Source organism: Ornithinibacter sp., from assembly GCF_035443565.1.
Classification (GTDB): Bacteria; Actinomycetota; Actinomycetes; order Actinomycetales; family Dermatophilaceae; genus Fodinibacter.
Genome location: NZ_DAORSO010000186.1, coordinates 1 through 3,716, shown reverse-complemented (window position 1 = coordinate 3,716; position 3,716 = coordinate 1). Strand labels below are relative to the sequence as shown.

Sequence of the window (3,716 nt, the reverse complement as noted above, 5' to 3'; positions counted from 1 at the left end):
GGGGCAGGTCATCCGGCAGGTCGTGCAGTGGGCCCTGGACGTGTGGGAGGTCATCGACGCGGAGTTCGTCAGCAAGTGGGAGAAGTGGATCGGCCCCATCGCGACGAACAACCCCCAGCTCGCCTCCCAGCTGACCGGGGGCCTGTCGACGCAGCTGGCCCAGGTGCTCGACGAGCTGACCTCGGCGATCCTGTCAGCGTTCAAGGGGCTTCTCGCCGAGATGGGGGACTGGTTCGGCATCCTCACGTCCGGCGTGCCGCAGGGCTTCGGGGACGACGCGTTCTACTGGTCCGACGCCTTCCACTACCGGCGCACCTACCAGTTCCCGTTCGTCCTCTTCCAGCAGGCTCAGGCCGCCCTGGCCAACGCGACGACGGATGCCGAGCGCCAGGACGCGCAGGCCCGCGTCGCCTTCGCGGTTGGCTGGATGTCGCACTGCGCCACGGACGTCACGGGGCACCCGTTCACCAACGCCAAGTCCGGGGGGCCGTACCGCGACCACTGGCAGCGCCACCACCTCGTCGAGAACCACATGGACTCGGAGAACTACGGTGCCCGCCACCCCGGCCCCCTGTACGGCGAGTACGGCACCTCGGCGCTGCACTTCCGTCTCGCCTTCCGCCACCGTGACGACGCCCCCTACAACGGACGTGACGACGCCCCGGCCTACGACTACTGGTCCGGCTTCCCGGCATACGACAACGGGGACGGTCCCACCCCGACGTCCCACCGTCAGGCGTTCTTCGACCTGGACACCGGCCCGCTGCCCGACCACCTGACCAACGGCCTGCTCGACGCCATGCAGCACGTCTACGGCGCGAACGGCCCGCGCATCCTGCTGCAGGACCCCGGCTTCTCCGCCACCGACCCGGTGACCGGCCAGCCCGACGGCCGGCCGAACGCCGCCGCCATGGCGCAGATGTGGGAGATCACCTACCGCTACCTGAAGATGACGAGCAGTGACGCGATCAGCCTGCGCCTGCCGCCGCCGCCGTCCGTGTTCACCGACCACTCGTTCCCGACGCCCCCGGGGGGAGGTGGCTCCGGCATCGACGACGACCCGAGCCGTGGCGCCGACGTCGACGATGACGACTCGTTCAGCCTGCTCGACCTGCTGCTCGCGCTGTTCGCGTGGGCGGTCTACCTCGCCCAGGTCGTGGTGTGGTTGGCCACCATCCTGCCGAGCCTGATCACCGACATCACCACGTTCCCCGCCCGCGAGGTCATCTACTGGGCCGTGATCGTGCCGGCGTGGAACCTCTACCTGCTGGCTCGCCGCGCGCTGGTCATGGCGGGCTTCGCGATGCCGAAGCCGGCCGAGATCAGCACCGGGCTGACGACGCTGGGTCGCGAGGGCACCTACGACATCGCCTCGGCGCTGGACAACCCGTTCGGGCTCCCGACCGCACCGCCGCCGATCACCGAACCGTCGGGGCGCCTGCACGCCACGGACGCGCAGGGCCTCGACCACGCCTACCCGCGCGGCATCGTGCGTGACCTGCCCTCGGCGATCAGTCGCCCCGACCTCGCCGGCGCGCTCGGGCTCACCAACCCGTTGCGGTACGAGGCGGATGCCCTGGCCGACGAGTTCAAGCCCTCGGAGTGGATCGCCCCGTGGAGGTACCCCCTGACGAACCAGGCGGGGGACGGTGTCGCGCAGGAGGGATCGGCGACGCACGCCGGCCCCTACGTCGTCGGGTCCAACTCGACCGTCCTGCTGTCCGTGCTCCCGGGCGACGACGACGCCCGGGCCGAGCTCGAGAAGGCCGCCGACCCGGCGGACACCGAGCGCGTGCTCAACACCCGGCTCCCGGCCGACCAGCACCTCGGGGGTCCCGTCGACTACGGCCTGTACCTGGTGGGTCGGGCTGCCGCCGAGGTCGGCAACGCCGAGTTCAGCATCCCCGACTTCAACCTCGACTCCGACCGTGGGTACGCGTGGCGCTGTTGGGACTGGGACCGCAGCAAGGTCCCCTGCGTCCCCGACATCAACCCAGTGGGAGCGCAGGACTACGGCTACCCGCTGCCGTGCACGTCTCCCCAGTTCTTCCACGCCGACCACGACTGCCCGTCGCAGCCCGACCGCTGGTACGAGGAAGCGCACGACCTCGCGGTCCACTACCTCCCCGGGCCCGGCCCCGACACGTGCGTCCCCCCGAAGGAGCACGAGCCGAACACCGACCCCCACTGGCGTGAACGCCTCCACGACCAGGAAGGCTGACCATGTCACCCAAACATGACGACCACCACGACCAGCCCCAGCACCCGGTGCTCTCCGAGAAGGAGGACGCCCAGCAGCGGGGTGAGGACCCACCGGGTTCGTTCGGGCACACCGAGCGACCCCCGGGTGACCTCGCGCCGGGCTGGACCCCCACCGGCCGCACCGGCGAGGAGGCCGAAGGGCTCATCAAGGAGCTCGGCGGTGAGCACCGTCCGCGCCGCGAGGACGTCTACCCCTACCTGCTCATCCGGGCCCACAGCCCGGGTGACCGGGGCGCGAGGCCCACCTGGCCGAGCATCCCGTGCTGGGAGTCGCCCGACATCCTGCTCATCGACGCGTCGTACACCGGCCCGTTCACCCTCTCCCAGCTCGTCGTGAGCCCGACCGCAGGGCGGCGCTACCGGGTGTTCGTGCGGGTCTGGAACCTGGGGCTGCTGCCGGCCGTCGGCGTGCACGTGCGGGCCTGGTTCGTCGACCCCGGCTTCTTCGGCGGCAACCCGGGCAACCCGGCCTACCAGCCCGTCCTCATCGGCGGCACCATGGTCACCCTCGACGACCGCACCCGCCCGGGAGCCATGCAGGTCGTCGAGCTCGACCAGACGTGGGACATCCCCGCCACGCTCACCGGCCACGAGTGCCTGATGGCGTCGGCCAGCTGCCCCCTCGACCAGTGGGGCGGCGCCCTGGACGCCAATCACGACCGTCACGTGGGGCAGCGCAACCTGACGATCCTCGCCGGCTCGGACTCCGCGAAGCAGCTGCTGTTCACCCTCGGCGGGAAGGTGGGCAAGACCGGGACCCTCGAGCTCCTGCACAGCGGCGCCGCCGTCAAGGCGCTGCTCCTCGGTGTGCAGGGCCGGGCCAGGACCGAGTTCGGCACCGCGGGACGCCTGCGCCCGCCAGCGCTCAAGGAACTGCGTCAGGGGGTGAGCGTCGGGGAGGCGCAGCACCTGCTGACGATGTTCCTGACCGACAAGGGCTGGCTGGTCGCCGACAGCGCCCGGGTCTGGAACGCCGCGCTGGAGATGGGCGTCGTGCGCAAGCCCGGGACGTCGAAGCGCCCGCACCCCCTCGCCACGCCGCTCGCGACCCGACAGATCATCGAACGGATCGGGGTCGAGCGCGCCGAGCTGTTCGGCGTCGTCGTCGACGCCGGTCCGGGTGAGGCCCTCGTCGAGGGGCTGGTCCAGCTGTGGGACCTCACCGATCTGGATGCCGTGAGTCTCGCCGCAGCGCTCGGCGGCCGCCGCGGTGCGGCGCACCTGCTCCGGCTGGTTCACACTGACGGCCAGGACGAGGGCGCGGACTCGGGCGGGTACTCGGTCACCGTCATCGGGTGACCACGCGTGTCCCGTCGTCCACTGTCCCTGACCCTGCCGCCACACACCGACGCCGGCCGCCCCGTGAGGAGCGGCCGGCGTCGGCTGTGGTGCAGGTGGCGTCAGCTCTTGCGCTTGGCCTCGTCAACGGCGTCGGATGCCGCGTCCTTGGCGTC

Annotated in this window: 2 protein-coding genes; both read left to right on the top strand. The window is 71.3% G+C overall.

Going from position 1 to position 3,716, the window contains the following annotated elements; genetic code table 11:
* On the top strand, positions 1–2,221 hold a 2,221-nt coding region (locus PLL68_RS13045), incomplete at its 5' end, for a zinc dependent phospholipase C family protein (protein ID WP_324534755.1).
* A gap of 2 nt (positions 2,222–2,223) precedes the next feature.
* The gene (locus tag PLL68_RS13040; RefSeq protein ID WP_324534753.1) at positions 2,224–3,561 is read left to right on the top strand and encodes a hypothetical protein; all 1,338 of its coding nucleotides are present in this window, start codon (positions 2,224–2,226) and stop codon (positions 3,559–3,561) included.
* The last annotated feature ends 155 nt before the right edge of the window (positions 3,562–3,716 follow it).